This window comes from Streptomyces sp. NPDC008137 (genome assembly GCF_042957035.1).
Lineage (GTDB): Bacteria > Actinomycetota > Actinomycetes > Streptomycetales > Streptomycetaceae > Streptomyces.
In genome coordinates, this window is sequence record NZ_JBIBHN010000002.1 from 446178 (window position 1) to 460215 (window position 14038).

Consider the following 14038-nt stretch of genomic DNA (forward strand, 5'->3'; position numbering starts at 1 on the left):
TTTCAGCCGTCAACAGGCACGAAATGCCACGATAGTTGACACGCCTCAGCTCCGGGCAGCAGGATCGGGGCGCCGCGTCAAGGCCGCACAGGCAAGAGGGGTGACCTCCCGATGGCATACCAGGCAGGAGGGCGGCGGCCGGCACCGCGGCCCGTCGCCGAGACTCCAGAGGCCCAGGCCTATCTGGAGGACTACGCCGGACTTCTGGAGGCCGTCTCCTCCCCCTCGCTCGTCGTCGACCACTGCTGGGACGTGGCGCTGACCAATAGCGCGTTCCGGTCACTTTTCGCCGGCGTGGGTCCGCATCCGACGGCCATGCCGGGCGACAACTTCCTCAGGTTCGTGCTGTTCCACCCCGACGCGCCCACGGTGCTCGGCGAGCACGAGTCGAGCTGGTGCCTGCCGATGCTCGCGCACTTCGCGCGCACCGTGGAGAGCCACGGCCCCGACCACGGGCTCCAGGCCGTCCGCCGCGACATCGCCCAGGACCCGATCATGGAGGCCGCCTACCGGCAGGGCCTGCCGCACTGGATCCGCTCGGTCGGAGAGGACGCCGTAGAGCACGACGGTGCCGTACGCCCGCTGCTGCACCCGGACCCGCGCCGGGGTGCCACCGAGTGCCGGGTCGTCGTCGAGACGTCCAGGACGCTCGAGGAGCTGGGCTGTACCCGGCTCACGTTCGTGCTGCGCGAGGCCCGCCGCGCCTCGGCCAGGGATCGTGGGGCACGTCGTACCGCTTCCCATCTGAGGGTCGTACCGGCGGCCGACTGAGCGCTCGCGGTCGCGCCCTGCCGGCGTTCGCCCCATTCCCAGACAGTGTGGTGTGTGACATAGTACTGGCGTGAGCGAGTCGCTGACCTGCGATGTCGTGGTGGTCGGAGCCGGAGTCGTCGGCGCCGCCTGCGCCTTGTACGCCGCCCGTGCCGGCCTCGACGTCGTCGTGGTGGACCGGGGTGCGGTGGCCGGCGGTACGACCGGCGCGGGGGAGGGGAACCTCCTCGTCTCCGACAAGGAACCCGGACCCGAGCTCGAACTCGCCCTGCTGTCCGCCCGGCTGTGGGCCGAACTGGCGCAGGAGGGGCTGGGGAGGCCCGTCGAGTACGAGGCCAAGGGCGGTGTCGTCGTCGCCGGCACCGATGCGGCTCTGGCAGGTCTCCAGGAACTCGCCGCCGGGCAGCGCGCGGCCGGGGTCGAGGCCGTTCCCGTGCCGCCCGACCGACTGCCCGACCTGGAGCCGTACCTGGCACCCGGTCTCGCGGGCGCCGTGCACTACCCGCAGGACGCCCAGGTGATGCCCGCCCTCGCGGCCGCGCACCTGCTGCGTGCCTCGAACGCCCGGCTGCTCACCGGCCGGGAGGTGACCGCGGTGCTGCGGGAGCGGGGAGGCGCGGTGCGCGGGGTGCGGACCGACCGCGACGATATCCACGCCCCGGCCGTCGTCAACGCGGCCGGCACCTGGGGCGGCGAGATCGCGGCCCGCGCGGACGTGTCCCTGCCCGTGCTGCCCCGGCGCGGCTTCGTGCTGGTCACCGAGCCGCTGCCGCCCCGCGTCCGGCACAAGGTGTACGCCGCCGACTACGTGGGCGACGTCGCGAGCGACTCGGCGGCGCTGCAGACCTCCCCGGTGGTGGAGGGCACACCCGCCGGCCCGGTCCTGATCGGCGCCAGCCGCGAACGGGTCGGCTTCGACCGGTCGTTGTCGCTCCCGGCGCTGCGCGCCCTGGCGGCGGGAGCGACGGACCTCTTCCCCTTCCTCGCCGAGGTCCGGGCCCTGCGTACCTATGTGGGCTTCCGGCCGTATCTGCCGGACCATCTGCCCGCGATCGGCCCGGACCCCCGGGCACCCGGACTGCTCCACGCCTGCGGGCACGAGGGCGCGGGCATCGGTCTCGCCACCGGCACGGGCCGTCTGATCGCCCAGTCGCTGACCGGGCAGGCGCCCGACCTGGACCTCGGCCCGTTCCGGCCCGACCGCTTCACCGAGGAGGACGGGTGAATCCGCTGGAACTGGCGGGCGCCAGGCCCGGCCCCGCCTTCACGGTCACCTTCGACGGGCGCCCCGTCGAGGCACTGCCCGGGCAGACGGTCGCCGCCGCGCTGTGGGCGGCGGGCATCACCTCCTGGCGCGCCACCCGGGGCGAGGGCCGTCCGCGCGGGGTGTTCTGCGGCATCGGCGTCTGCTTCGACTGCCTGGTGACCGTCAACGGCCGCCCCAACCGACGCGCCTGTCTGGTGCCGGTACGGCCGGGGGACGTGATCGGCACACAGGAGGGGACGGGCCATGAGGGGGTACGCCGTGCGGACTGACCTGGTCGTGATCGGGGCCGGACCGGCCGGCCTCGCCGCCTCCCTGGCGGCGGCCGCACGGGGTGCGCGGGTCACGCTCGTCGACGGGGCGACGGAGCCGGGCGGGCAGTTCTACCGGCAGCCCGCCGCCGGGCTCGGCGCCGGGCGGCCCGAGGCGCTGCACCACCGGTGGCGGACCTGGGAGCGGCTGCGCGACGGACTCGCCGCCGGCGCCGTGCGGGTGCTGACCGATCATCATGTGTGGTGCGTCGAAAAGGTGTCCGACGGCTTCGTCGTGCACGCGCTGCTCGGGCCGGAGCAGGAGGAGCCCGCCGAGGTGCGGGCCCGTGCCGTGCTGCTGGCCACCGGCGGCTACGAGCAGGTGCTGCCCTTCCCCGGCTGGACCCTGCCGGGCGTCGTCACCGCCGGCGGCGCCCAGGCCATGCTCAAGGGCGGGCTCGTGGTGCCGGGGCGCCGAGCCGTCGTGGCCGGGACCGGGCCGCTGCTGCTGCCCGTGGCGACCGGGCTCGCGGCGGCCGGTGTCGAGGTCGCCGCGCTCGTCGAGTCCGCCGGCCCGGGGCGCCTCGCCCGCCACGGCCGGGCCCTTGCGGGCAAGCTCCCCGAGGGCGCCGGATACGCCGCCCGGCTGCTGCGTCACCGCGTGCCGTTCCTCGCCCGGCACACCGTCGTCCGCGCCCACGGCGACGACCGGCTGACCGGCGTCACCATCGCCGCCCTCGACAGCGACGGACGCGTCAGGACCGGCACCGAGCGGCAGCTGCCCTGCGACACCCTCGCCGTCGGGCACGGCATGCTCCCGCACACCGACCTCGCGGAGGGCCTCGGCTGCGGCCTGGACGGGCTCACCGTGGCCGTCGACACCGAGCAGCGCACGGACACCCCCGGCGTATGGGCGGCCGGCGAGGCCACCGGCATCGGCGGCGTGGCCCTCGCCCTCGCCGAGGGCCACATCGCCGGGTGCTCCGCCGCCGCGCACCTGCACGGCACCGCAACCGGCCCGGCCCCGGCCGCCCTCAAGGCCCGTACGCGGCTCAGGAGATCCGCCGCCGCCCTCGAAGCCGCCTACGCGCCGCCCGCGCACTGGCCCGAGCAGGTCACCGACGACACCGTGGTCTGCCGCTGCGAGGAGGTCACCGCCGGTGCCGTGCGCGACGCCCTGGACCTCGGGGCGGGCGACGTGCGCACCGTGAAGCTGCTCACCCGGGCCGGGATGGGCTGGTGCCAGGGCCGGATGTGCGCCGGCGCGGTCGCCGGTCTCGCCGGATGCCCGCCCGCCCCGGCCGGAAGGCCCCTCGCCCGTCCCGTACCGCTCGGCGTCCTCGCACGGCAGCATCCCCAGGAGGGACAGTCATGACCGATCACCGCCCCTGGCGCGGCGTCCTCGTCGCCACCGCGCTCCCGCTGAACGACGACCTCTCCGTCGACTACGACCGGTACGCCGAACACTGCGCCTGGCTCGTCGAGAACGGCTGCGACGGCGTCGTGCCGAACGGCTCCCTCGGCGAGTACCAGGTGCTCACCCCCGAGGAGCGCGCCCGGGTCGTCGAGACGGCCGTCTCCGCGATCGGCGGACAGCGCGTCATGCCCGGCGTCGCCGCCTACGGGTCCGCCGAGTCCCGGCGCTGGGCCGAACAGGCGGGGGAGGCGGGCTGCCGGGCGGTGATGCTGCTGCCGCCGAACGCCTACCGCTCCGACGAGCGCTCCGTCGTCGCCCACTACGCCGAGGTCGCGAAGGCCGGGCTGCCGGTCGTGGCGTACAACAACCCGATCGACACCAAGGTCGACCTGGTGCCGGAGCTGCTCGCCCGGCTGCACGGCGAGGGGCACATCCGGGGCGTCAAGGAGTTCTCCGGCGACGTCCGCCGGGCCTACCGGATCGCCGAACTCGCCCCCGAACTGGACCTGTTGATCGGTGCGGACGACGTCCTGCTGGAGCTGGCCGTCGCGGGCGCCAAGGGCTGGGTCGCGGGCTACCCGAACGCGCTGCCCCAGGCCTCGGTCGAGCTGTACCACGCGGCCGTCGACGGCGACCTCGACACCGCGCGGGGCCTGTACCGGCAGCTGCATCCGCTGCTGCGGTGGGACTCGCGGGTGGAGTTCGTCCAGGCCATCAAGCTCTCCATGGACCTCGTCGGCCGCCACGGAGGCCCCTGCCGACCGCCGCGCGTGCCGCTGCTGCCCGAGCAGGAAGCCGCCGTCCGGGCCGCCACGGAGAAGGCCGTAGCGGCCGGATTGGCGTAGTGACCATGCGCAGCAGACTCGTCCTGCACGCCGTCGATTCGCACACCGAGGGCATGCCCACCCGAGTGATCACGGGCGGCATCGGCACCGTCCCGGGCGCCACCATGAACGAGCGGCGGCTGTGGTTCCGCGAACACCGCGACGACATCAAGCAGTTGCTGATGAACGAACCGCGCGGCCACTCCGCCATGAGCGGCGCGATCCTCCAGCCGCCGACCCGCCCCGACTGCGACTGGGGCGTCGTCTACATCGAGGTCTCCGGCTATCTGCCGATGTGCGGGCACGGCACGATCGGCGTGGCGACCGTGCTCGTCGAGACCGGCATGGTCGAGGTCACCGAGCCGGTCACCACCATCCGGCTCGACACCCCGGCGGGCCTCGTCGTCGCCGAGGTGGCGGTCGAGGACGGTGCCGCGAAGGAGGTGACGCTCCAGAACGTGCCCTCCTTCGCCGTCGCCCTCGACCGCGAGGCCACCCTCGCCGACGGGCGGAAGGTGACGTACGACCTCGCCTTCGGCGGTAACTTCTACGCCATCCTGCCGCTGGAGCGGTTCGGTCTGCCCTTCGACCGGACCCGCAAGGACGAGATCCTCGCCGCCGGGCTGTCCCTCATGGCCGCCGTCAACGGCGAGGACCCGCCCGTCCACCCGGAGGATCCGTCCATCCACGGCCTCCACCACGTCTACCTGGCCGCCCCCGGCTCGGACGCCCGCCACTCCCGGCACGCCATGGCCATCCATCCCGGCTGGTTCGACCGCTCGCCTTGCGGTACCGGCACCAGCGCCCGCATGGCCCAACTGCACGCCCGCGGCGAACTCCCGCTGCACACCGAGTTCGTGAACGAGTCCTTCATCGGCACCCGGTTCACCGGCAGACTGCTCGGCACGACCGAGGTGGCCGGCCGCCCGGCCGTACGACCCAGTTTCACCGGACGCGCCTGGATCACCGGCACCGCCCAGTACCTGCTGGACCCCGAGGACCCGTTCCCGGCGGGCTTCGTCCTGTAAGCCGCCCGCACCCGAGCCGACCCCGAGAGGAACCCCGACCGTCATGGCCCCGCGGCACACCCCCGCCCTGCCCCTGCTGGGCAGCAGGAAGCCCAGTCACCGGGAGCGGGTCGCGGACGCGCTGCGGGCCGCCCTGATCGCCGGTGAACTGCGCCCCGGCGAGGTCTACTCGGCCCCCGGCCTCGCCGCCCGCTTCGGCGTCTCCGCGACCCCCGTGCGCGAGGCCATGCTCGACCTCGCCAAGGAGGGCCTGGTCGACACCGTCCCCAACAAGGGCTTCCGGGTCACCGCCGTCTCCGAGCGGCAACTCGACGAGTACACCCACGTCCGGGCGCTGATCGAGATCCCCACGACGGCGGGCCTGGCGGTCACGGCCGACCCGGTGGCACTGGAGGCACTGCGTCCGGTCGCCCAGGAGATCGTCACCTCCGCGGCGGCCGGCGACCTCATCGCCTACGTCGAGGCCGACCTGCGCTTCCATCTCGGCCTGCTGGCCCTCGCCGGCAACGACCACCTGGTCGACGTCGTACGGGACCTCCGACGCCGCTCCCGGCTCTACGGGCTGACCGCGCTCGTCGAGCAGGGGCGGCTGGAGGCGTCGGCGGAGGAGCACCTGGAGATCCTGGACGCGCTGCTCGCCCGGGACGAAGACGCCGTACGGACGGTGATGACCCGTCACCTCGGGCATGTCCGGGGCCTGTGGGCAGCGCGCTGACCGTCCGGATCACAGGTCCAGCACGAGCCGCTTCCCACGGCAGCGGGACACACAGATGAGCATGGTCTCGCCCGTCGCGCGTTCGTCGTCGGTGAGCACCGAGTCGCGGTGGTCCGGTTGGCCCTCCAGGACGTCGGTCTCGCACGTGCCGCAGGTGCCCTCGGCGCAGGAGTACAGCACCTCGACCCCGGCGGCGCGCACGGCGTCGAGCACCGACACGTCCGGCGCGACGGTCAGGGTCCTGCCGCTCCGCGCCAGCTCCACCTCGAACGCGGTGTCGCCGCCGGTCTCCCGCTCCTTCGGCCGGAACCGCTCGACGCGCAGCACCCCGGACGGGCTCCGGGCCTCCACCGCGTCCAGCAGCGGGCCGGGGCCGCAGCAGTAGACGAGGGTGCCGTCGGGTACGTCGTCCAGCACCGAGGGCAGGTCCAGCAGCCCTGTCTCGTCCTCGGGCGCGATCGTCACCCGGTCGCCGTACCGGCCCAGTTCCTCGCCGAACGCCATGGACCGGCGGGTCCGGCCGCCGTACAGCAGCGTCCACTCGGCACCCGAGGCCTCGGCCGCCGCCAGCATCGGCAGGATCGGGGTGATGCCGATGCCGCCCGCGACGAACCGGTAGCGCGGGGCGGGCTCCAGGCCGAAGTTGTTCCGGGGCCCGCGCACCCGGACCTTGTCGCCCGGCCCCACCTGTTCGTGCACATGGGCCGATCCGCCCCGCCCGTCCGGCTCGCGCAGCACCGCGATCCGCCAGGCCGACCGGTCCGCCGGGTCGCCGCACAGCGAGTACTGCCGCTCCAGGCCGGGGCCGAGCACCACGTCGATGTGGGCGCCCGGTTCCCAGTCCGGGAGCGGCTCGCCCAGCGGGTGGCGCAGGGTGAGGGCGAGCACGCCGTCGGCGGCGGACTCCCGCCGCTCGACGACGAGTTCCGCTTCGTACACGCTCATGAGCTGTTCCCTCGCGGCTCGTGGACGGAGTGCCCCTGGGGGTGGGCGAGCATCCACTCCCACATCTCGACCGGGTCCTGCGCGGTGTGCTCTCGGCCGCAGTGGCAGGTGCCGTGCAGGACGTCGGTGCCGGGCAGCCAGTCGATGCGGTAGACCTCGCCGGTCCTGAAGGAAGAGGGTGACGTCACTGGACCTTCTCCAGGGGCTTGTCGCCCTCCTCGACCAGCCGGGCGAGGATGCGGCGGGCGGCCAGACCACCGGTGTCGATGTTGATGCTCAGCTCCTGGTAGCCGGTGCGCTCGGTGCCCAGGGTCTTCTGCAGCAGGTTGAGCGCGGTGACGTCCTGCATCACGACCGTGTGGTTGTTGCCCCGCAGGAACTCGGTGACCTCGGCGTCGTCCGTCGCCCAGTCGCGCGAGACGGCCCAGAAGTCGTACACCTTGCCGTCGCCGGAGGGCGTGATGGCGTAGGTGATCTCCGTGTGGAAGCCGTTCGGGTCGCTGCCGTCCGGCTCGGGCACCACACCGACCGGGGCGATGCGGCTGTGCAGCAGATACAGGCAGGGGGCGTGGTACTCGATGTCCTGCCAGCGGGTGATCCGGCCCTTTATGCCGGTGGACTTGGCGTAGAACGGCGGGCACTCGGCGTCGTCCATGTGCCGGCTCACCCGGACGATCCCGGCGCCCTCGTCGACCTCCGTGGTGATCGGCGTCTCGGCGACCTCGGGGGTGCCGATGTACCCGCCGTGCAGATACGTCTCGTGGGAGAGGTCGAGGAGGTTGTCGACGAGCAGCCCGTAGTCGCAGTCGATGGGCTCCATGCCGCGCACGGTGACCCAGCCGTGGGAGTCCAGGTGCCTGGCCCGGGGGATGGCCCCCGGGTCGGCGAGCGCCGGGTCGCCGATCCACACCCAGATCAGCGAGTCCTGCTCGACGACGGGGTACGAGGCGAGCCGGGCGGTGCGCGGCACCCGTTTCTGCCCCGGCACGTACACACACGTACCGGTCGTGTCGTACGTGAACCCGTGGTACCCGCACACGATCCGGTCCCCGTCGAGCCGCGTCGGCGCCTCGGAGAGCGGGTACCGGCGGTGCACACACCGGTCGTGCAGGACGACCGGAGTGCCGTCCTCCTCGGTCCGGTACAGCACGAGCGTCTCACCGAGGATCGTCCGGCCGAGCAGCTCCCGCCCGACCTCGTGACTGTAGGCGGCGACGTACCACTGGTTCCTGGCGAAGGCGGTGGTGTGAGGCATCGATGCGGCTCCCGTCTCTGGGTGGTGGTCGTATCGTCGGGGAGGGCGTCACGGGGGCACAACGCGACTTCCGTCCCACGGAAGAGCCACGGGTTCCAGAACGGCGCGGGGCCGAACGAGCCGGCGTCCGTGTCAGAGAGAGGCGGCGGGCCGGGCCCTGACGGGGAGCCCGCTCACCGCCGCAGCGGTGTGTGCGCCGTCTCCGGCAGCCGCAGATACACCAGCGACGACAGCAGGCAGAGCACGGCGACGTACCAGGGGAACAGCCCTGAATGCCCCAGCTCCTTGAACAGGGTGCCCACGTACGGAGCCGTGCCGCCGAAGAGGGCCACCGTCAGGGAGTAGGGGAAGCCGATGCCCGCCGCGCGCACCCGGGGCGGGAAGATCTCCGCGTTCACGGCCGCGCTGATCGAGGTGAAACCGGTCAGCAGCACCATGCCCGCGCACTGCACGAGCAGCAGCACGGCGAACGAGTCGCGCAGGCTGTGCAGCAACGGCACCGAGAGCAGCGCGAAGCCCAGGCCGAAGAAGAGCAGCAGGGGGCGGCGGCCGAAGCGGTCCGAGAGCAGTCCGCCGAGCGGCTGCAGCAGGGCGAAGAAGGTCAGTGAGATCGTGCCCGCGAGCAGCGCGTCCGACTTCGGGAGACCCGCGTTGAGTTCGGCGTACGTCGGGAGGTATGACGTCCATGTGTAGTAGGCGATGGTGCCGCCCGCCGTGATGCCGCAGATCAGGAGCGACTCGCGCGGATGCCGGCGCAGCGCCTCGAACAGGCCCGGGCGCGGGGCCTCCCGCTGCTCGGCGCTGCGGGTCTCCTGCGCGCCCCGCCGGATCCAGAAGCCGACCAGACTCAGCACGGCCCCGAGCACGAACGGGACCCGCCAGCCCCAGCCGTCCATCTGCCCGACGCTCAGCGTGCTCACCAGCAGCGTGGCGATGCCCGACGCGACGAGTTGCCCCACGGTCGTCGACACGTACTGGAAGCTGGAGAACAGCCCGCGCCGACCCGGGCCCGCCGACTCCACCAGGAAGGTCGTCGAGGCCGCGAACTCGCCGCCCACGGACAGGCCCTGCAGCAGCCGGGCGAGGACGAGGACCACCGGAGCCAGTACGCCCACCGAGGCGTAGGTCGGAGTGAGGCCGACCAGCAGGCTGCTGCCGCCCATCAGCAGGATGGTGACCGTCAAGGCGGCCCGCCGCCCGTGCCGGTCCGCCACCGCGCCCATCAGCAGCCCGCCGACCGGCCGCATGAAGAAGCCCACCGCGAAGACCGCGAACGTCGACAGCAGCGGCACCAGCGAGTTGTCCGCGCTCTCGGGGAAGACCTGGCCGGCGATGAAGGTCGCCAGGAACGTGTAGGCGTACCAGTCGTACCACTCCACGGCGTTGCCCACGGAGGCGGCGAGGAGCTGGCGGACGGGCCGTTTCGTCGGCGGGGAAACCGTCTGCGTCTCTGTCACGCCCCTCACCCTCCCCCGCCGATGCCCGGGCACACCTTCCGTACCGGCGACTTTCACACGAGTGTCACGCGCCCCTTCCTTGGCGTTTGGTGTCCCTGAAACACTCCTTCCGCGCAGATTCCGTCATGCTCCGGCCATCCCGCACCTCAGGATGAGAGGTCTGTCCTACATGTCCGAAGTAAACCGGCGCCGCTTTCTTCAACTCGCGGGTGCCACCACGGCCTTCAGCGCGCTGTCCGCCAGCATCCAGCGCGCCGCCGCGCTTCCGGCGAACCACCGCACCGGGTCGATCGAGGACGTCGAGCACATCGTCGTCCTGATGCAGGAGAACCGTTCCTTCGACCACTACTTCGGGACCCTGAGAGGTGTCCGCGGCTTCGGCGACCCGCGTCCGGTCACGCTCGACAACGGCGGGCCGGTCTGGCACCAGGAGAAGGACGGCAAGGAGCTCCTGCCGTTCCACCCGGACGCCGACGACCTCGGCATGCAGTTCCTGGAGGGCCTGCCGCACTCCTGGCCCGACGGCCAGCAGGCCTACCGCGGCGGCAAGTACGACCGGTGGGTGCCCGCCAAGGGGACCACGACCATGGCCTACCTGACCCGCGAGGACATCCCGTTCCACTACGCCCTCGCCGACTCCTTCACCGTCTGCGACGCGTACCACTGCTCGTTCATCGGCTCCACCGACCCGAACCGGTACTACATGTGGTCCGGCTGCACGGGTAACGACGGCACCGGCGGCGGCCCCGTCCTCGACAACGCCGAGCTCGGCTACGGCTGGACGACCTATCCCGAGCGCCTGGAGCAGGCCGGCGTCTCCTGGAAGATCTACCAGGACATCGGCGACGGCCTCGACGCCGCGGGCTCCTGGGGCTGGATCGAGGACGCCTACCGAGGCAACTACGGCGACAACTCCCTGCTGTACTTCAACAAGTACCGCGACGCCAAGCCCGGCGACCCCTGGTACGACAAGGCCCGCACCGGCACGAACGCCAAGGCGGGGGAAGGCTACTTCGACCGGCTGAAGGCGGACGTCAAGGCGGGCAAGCTGCCGCAGATCTCCTGGATCGCGGCCCCCGAGGCCTTCTCCGAGCACTCCAACTGGCCCTCGAACTACGGCGCCTGGTACATCGCCCAGGTCCTGGACGCCCTCACCTCCAACCCGGAGGTGTGGTCGAAGACCGCCCTGTTCATCACGTACGACGAGAACGACGGCTTCTTCGACCACGTGGTGCCGCCGCTGCCCCCGAGGGACGCCTCCCGGGGCCTGTCCACCGTCGACGTCTCCCTCGACCTCTTCCCGGGCGACAGCAAGAAGACGGCCGGCCCCTACGGCCTCGGCCCCCGGGTCCCGATGCTGGTCGTCTCGCCGTGGAGCAAGGGCGGCTACGTCTGCTCCGAGACCCTCGACCACACCTCGATCCTGCGGTTCATGGAACGCCGCTTCGGGGTGCGCGAGCCCAACATCTCGCCCTGGCGCCGGGCCATCTGCGGTGATCTGACGGCCGCGTTCGACTTCTCCCGCAAGGACGCGCGGCCGGTCCCGCTGCCCGGCACCGACGAGTACGAGCCGCAGGACCGCGAACGCCACCCCGACTACAAGCCCGCCCCGCCCGCCGACCCGCGCATGCCCCGGCAGGAACGCGGCTCGCGCCGCACCAGGCCGCTGAAGTACGCCCCGCACGTGGACGCCTCGGTCGACGCCGCGGCCGGGAAGCTCACCCTCGCCTTCGCCTCCGGGCCGAAGGCCGGTGCCGCCTTCCACATCACGTCCGGCAACCGCGCCGACGGCCCCTGGATGTACACCACCGAGGCCGGCAAGTCGCTCTCGGACACCTGGAACTCGGCGTACTCGGCGGGCTCGTACGACCTGACCGTGCACGGTCCGAACGGCTTCGTGCGGGTCTTCAAGGGATCGAACAAGAAGGCCGGCTGCGAGGTCACCGCACGCCACACCGGTGACGACGTGGAACTGACCTTCACCAACAAGGGCTCCGGCACGGCACGGCTGAAGCTCTCCGACCGTTACGGCGCCAAGCCCGCGACCGTCACCGTCCGCCCCGGCGCGACGGTACGGCGGACCGTCGACCTCGACCGCAGCCGCCGCTGGTACGACCTGACGGTCACCGTCGAGGGCGACGCGGCGTTCCTGCGGCGGTTCGCGGGGCACGTCGAGAACGGCCGCCCGGGTGTGAGCGACCCGGCGATCATCACCGGGTAGCCGGGAAGAGGTGCCCCGGATCGTGCGGCCGGGGCGCCAACGCCGGTTCGGCCGCGGCCGAGCCGGGTTCCAGGGCCAGGACGGCGGCCACCGGATGGTCGTCGCCCACCGTGGCCGCCGCGGGAGCGGCCCGGCTGAGCAGCACCACGCCCGAGGACGCGAGGCCCGCCCCGGCGAGCGCGAGCAGCATGCCCGCCGGGCCGCCCTGGAGGCGCTCGCCCAGCAGCGACAGCCCGATCACCGCGGCGGCCAGCGGGTTGGCCAGCGTCACCATCGCGAGCGGCGCGCCAAGACCGCCCCGGTACGCCACTTGCGACAGCAGCAGCCCGCCGGCCGCGAAGGCCGCCACGAGCAGCGCCACCCCGACCACCTGGACGCTCAGCAGCGGACCCGACCGGTCCGTCGCGGCCACCGTCACGGTCTGGGTGAGAGCCGAGGCGACTCCCGACGCGATGCCGGACGCGGTCGCGTGCCGCAGCCCGGGGCGGGCGCCCGGCCGGGACAGCACCCCGATGAGGGCGGCGGTGGCACCCGCCACCGCCAGCGCCTCGGGAACGCTCAGCACATCGTCGGGTGCCGGCCCGGACGCCGTCACCAGGATCGCGCCCAGGCCGAGCAGCGTCAGCGCGGTGCCCTTCCACTCGACCGCGCTCACCCGCCGTCCCGCGATCCGCGCCCCCATGGGTACCGCCGCGACCAGGGTGAGCGCGCCGAGCGGCTGGACCACGGTCAGCGGCCCGTACCTCAGAGCCACGACGTGCAGCAGCGCGGCCGCCGCGTTCAGTCCGACCGACGACCACCAGGCGCCGCTGCCGAGCATCCGCAGCACGCCCGAGCCCGGGGAGCGGGAGGCGAGCCGCTCCTGGGCGACGGCCGCCGCCGCGTAGGCGACGGCGGAGACGAGGGACAGGGCGACGGCGACGACGACGGCGTTCACCGGCCGGCTCCCGCGAGTGCCGGCTCGTCCCGCTGGGCCGGTACGAGGCTGCCCCGCGCCCGGGCGGCTGTGGTCGCCGTGCGGTGCGGCAGGGGGATCACCGCGAGCGCGAGGCCCAGCAGGGCCGTCGCCGCGATCGCGTCCAGCCAGTAGTGGTTCGCGGTGCCGACGATCACCAGCAGCGTCAGCAGCGGATGCAGCAGCCAGAGAGGGCGCCACCGCGAGCGGGTCGCGACCATCAGGCCGATCGCCACCATCAGGGCCCAGCCGAAGTGCAGCGACGGCATCGCCGCGAACTGGTTCGACAGGGAGTCCGTCGCGGGATTGCCGTACACCGACGGCCCGTACACCCGCGCCGTGTCGACCAGCCTGGTGGCCGCCAGCATCCGGGGCGGGGCGAGCGGGAACAGCAGGTGCAGCGCCAGCGCGGCGGCGGTGACGGCGGCCAGGACCCGGCGGGCCCAGACGTAGTGGGCCGGACGGCGCAGATAGAGCCAGACCAGGAAGGCGACGGTGGCCGGGAAGTGGACGGCCGCGTAGTAGGTGTTCGCGATGTGCACCAGGCCGTCGCCGTGCACCAGCAAGGACTGGACCGCGCCCTCGCCGGGCAGCCGGACCGCTCGCTCGAAGTCCCACACGCGGTGCGCGTTGTGGAAGGCCTCGCCGGTGTGGCCCGTGGCCAGTTGCCGGCCGAACTTGTAGACGAGGAAGAGCCCTGCGACGAGCAGGAGCTCCCGGACGAGCGGCGGTCGGGCTATGGCGTCGGACTCCGGCGCAGGCTCGGTGCGGGCATTCATCCCCCGGCCCCTTCGGTGACGGTGGTGCTGTTATCGGTACGAGTGCGTACCGATACGCCAGTGTACCGATACGGTCGCGTTCCGGTACACTGGCGTATCGATAGACGTAGAACACACCGCCGGCCGGAATTTTTCCGCTGCCGACCGAAGCCGGGA

Annotated in this window: 14 protein-coding genes; 8 read left to right on the plus strand and 6 right to left on the minus strand. The window is 72.8% G+C overall.

What is annotated here, in order from left to right; translation table 11 throughout:
- The first annotated feature begins 111 nt into the window (after positions 1–111).
- From ACFZBT_RS05540 to ACFZBT_RS05570, 7 genes are all read left to right on the plus strand, one after another.
- Positions 112–771 carry a hypothetical protein gene (locus ACFZBT_RS05540; protein ID WP_391098633.1) on the plus strand — a complete coding sequence of 220 codons (660 nt, stop codon included), beginning with the start codon at positions 112–114 and terminating at the stop codon, positions 769–771.
- Between the two features lie 70 nt (positions 772–841).
- Positions 842–1996, plus strand: a complete 1155-nt coding sequence (locus ACFZBT_RS05545) for an FAD-dependent oxidoreductase (RefSeq protein ID WP_391098635.1) — start codon at positions 842–844, stop codon at positions 1994–1996.
- The gene (locus ACFZBT_RS05550; protein WP_391098637.1) at positions 1993–2307 is read left to right on the plus strand and encodes a 2Fe-2S iron-sulfur cluster-binding protein; all 315 of its coding nucleotides are present in this window, start codon (positions 1993–1995) and stop codon (positions 2305–2307) included. Before ACFZBT_RS05545 ends, ACFZBT_RS05550 begins: the two co-directional genes overlap by 4 nt.
- Entirely contained in the window at positions 2282–3661 is a 1380-nt protein-coding gene (locus tag ACFZBT_RS05555) for an FAD-dependent oxidoreductase (protein ID WP_391098639.1), read from the plus strand. Before ACFZBT_RS05550 ends, ACFZBT_RS05555 begins: the two co-directional genes overlap by 26 nt.
- Positions 3658–4548, plus strand: coding sequence for a dihydrodipicolinate synthase family protein (locus tag ACFZBT_RS05560; protein ID WP_391098641.1), 891 nt, complete (start codon positions 3658–3660; stop codon positions 4546–4548). The genes ACFZBT_RS05555 and ACFZBT_RS05560 overlap by 4 nt, the downstream gene beginning before the upstream one ends.
- Before the next feature lie 5 nt (positions 4549–4553).
- Entirely contained in the window at positions 4554–5555 is a 1002-nt protein-coding gene (locus tag ACFZBT_RS05565; RefSeq protein ID WP_391098643.1) for a proline racemase family protein, read from the plus strand.
- A gap of 43 nt (positions 5556–5598) precedes the next feature.
- A complete protein-coding gene (locus ACFZBT_RS05570; protein ID WP_391098645.1) occupies positions 5599–6270 on the plus strand; it encodes an FCD domain-containing protein in 672 nt (223 codons plus the stop codon).
- A 9-nt stretch (positions 6271–6279) separates the two neighbouring features.
- Here ACFZBT_RS05570 and ACFZBT_RS05575 read toward each other — a convergent pair whose 3' ends face one another.
- The 4 genes from ACFZBT_RS05575 to ACFZBT_RS05590 form a co-directional block, all read right to left on the minus strand.
- Positions 6280–7215, minus strand: coding sequence for a 2Fe-2S iron-sulfur cluster-binding protein (locus ACFZBT_RS05575; RefSeq protein WP_391098647.1), 936 nt, complete (start codon positions 7213–7215; stop codon positions 6280–6282).
- Positions 7212–7403, minus strand: coding sequence for a hypothetical protein (locus ACFZBT_RS05580; RefSeq protein ID WP_391098649.1), 192 nt, complete (start codon positions 7401–7403; stop codon positions 7212–7214). The genes ACFZBT_RS05575 and ACFZBT_RS05580 overlap by 4 nt, the downstream gene beginning before the upstream one ends.
- Positions 7400–8470, minus strand: a complete 1071-nt coding sequence (locus tag ACFZBT_RS05585) for a Rieske 2Fe-2S domain-containing protein (protein WP_391098651.1) — start codon at positions 8468–8470, stop codon at positions 7400–7402. The genes ACFZBT_RS05580 and ACFZBT_RS05585 overlap by 4 nt, the downstream gene beginning before the upstream one ends.
- A 173-nt stretch (positions 8471–8643) precedes the next feature.
- Entirely contained in the window at positions 8644–9927 is a 1284-nt protein-coding gene (locus ACFZBT_RS05590) for an MFS transporter (protein WP_391098654.1), read from the minus strand.
- 169 nt (positions 9928–10096) lie between these two features.
- On the opposite strand from ACFZBT_RS05590, the gene ACFZBT_RS05595 reads away from it, so the two are divergent.
- Positions 10097–12148, plus strand: coding sequence for a phosphocholine-specific phospholipase C (locus ACFZBT_RS05595; protein ID WP_391098657.1), 2052 nt, complete (start codon positions 10097–10099; stop codon positions 12146–12148).
- Here ACFZBT_RS05595 and ACFZBT_RS05600 read toward each other — a convergent pair.
- Together ACFZBT_RS05600 and ACFZBT_RS05605 are read right to left on the minus strand one after the other, a co-directional pair.
- The gene (locus ACFZBT_RS05600) at positions 12138–13085 is read right to left on the minus strand and encodes a hypothetical protein (protein ID WP_391098660.1); all 948 of its coding nucleotides are present in this window, start codon (positions 13083–13085) and stop codon (positions 12138–12140) included. The two genes, ACFZBT_RS05595 and ACFZBT_RS05600, sit on opposite strands and share 11 nt — an antisense overlap.
- Complete coding sequence (locus ACFZBT_RS05605) at positions 13082–13882, minus strand: phosphatase PAP2 family protein (protein ID WP_391098662.1); 801 nt, start codon at positions 13880–13882, stop codon at positions 13082–13084. The genes ACFZBT_RS05600 and ACFZBT_RS05605 overlap by 4 nt, the downstream gene beginning before the upstream one ends.
- Positions 13883–14038: the final 156 nt, after the last annotated feature.

What these genes read in the sequence shown, in the direction of transcription:
- ACFZBT_RS05540 (WP_391098633.1), top strand. Translation starts at nt 112, where the DNA reads ATGGCATACCAGGCAGGAGGGCGGCGGCCGGCACCGCGGCCCGTCGCC.
- ACFZBT_RS05565 (WP_391098643.1), top strand. Translation starts at nt 4,554, where the DNA reads ATGCGCAGCAGACTCGTCCTGCACGCCGTCGATTCGCACACCGAGGGC.
- ACFZBT_RS05585 (WP_391098651.1), bottom strand. Translation starts at nt 8,470, where the DNA reads ATGCCTCACACCACCGCCTTCGCCAGGAACCAGTGGTACGTCGCCGCC.
- ACFZBT_RS05555 (WP_391098639.1), top strand. Translation starts at nt 2,282, where the DNA reads ATGAGGGGGTACGCCGTGCGGACTGACCTGGTCGTGATCGGGGCCGGA.
- ACFZBT_RS05560 (WP_391098641.1), top strand. Translation starts at nt 3,658, where the DNA reads ATGACCGATCACCGCCCCTGGCGCGGCGTCCTCGTCGCCACCGCGCTC.
- ACFZBT_RS05595 (WP_391098657.1), top strand. Translation starts at nt 10,097, where the DNA reads ATGTCCGAAGTAAACCGGCGCCGCTTTCTTCAACTCGCGGGTGCCACC.
- ACFZBT_RS05575 (WP_391098647.1), bottom strand. Translation starts at nt 7,215, where the DNA reads ATGAGCGTGTACGAAGCGGAACTCGTCGTCGAGCGGCGGGAGTCCGCC.
- ACFZBT_RS05570 (WP_391098645.1), top strand. Translation starts at nt 5,599, where the DNA reads ATGGCCCCGCGGCACACCCCCGCCCTGCCCCTGCTGGGCAGCAGGAAG.
- ACFZBT_RS05605 (WP_391098662.1), bottom strand. Translation starts at nt 13,882, where the DNA reads ATGAATGCCCGCACCGAGCCTGCGCCGGAGTCCGACGCCATAGCCCGA.